The organism is Bacillus pretiosus, from assembly GCF_051294775.1.
GTDB lineage: Bacteria > Bacillota > Bacilli > Bacillales > Bacillaceae_G > Bacillus_A > Bacillus_A wiedmannii.
The window spans coordinates 1-293 of the sequence record NZ_JBPPHF010000345.1 but is presented as its reverse complement, the minus strand read 5'-3'; the positions used below and the strand labels follow the sequence as shown (position 1 = coordinate 293).

Below are 293 nucleotides of genomic sequence, written 5' to 3'. Positions count from 1 at the left end.
AGTTTACATTACAATCCATCGGAGCACTTATACTTTCTTTTCTTCTTATATTTAGTGCTGCATGTACAAGCGGCGAAAAGAAAGAGAAATCAACTGCTAAAGTAGGAAAAGCAGTTGAACTTACTATATCAGCTGCTGCAAGCTTACAAGATGCACTAAAAGAAATTGAAACAAAATATAAAGAAAAAGAACCTAAAATTAAACTTTCTTTTAACTTCGGTGCTTCTGGTGCACTTCAACAACAAATTGAACAAGGCGCACCTGCTGATTTATTCTTCTCAGCAGCCGAAGAT

General features: G+C 35.5%; 1 protein-coding gene. It reads left to right on the top strand.

Annotated features, from left to right (window positions below; genetic code table 11):
* On the top strand, positions 1-293 hold a 293-nt coding region (locus tag ACSG5Z_RS31180), incomplete at both ends, for an extracellular solute-binding protein (protein WP_435712890.1).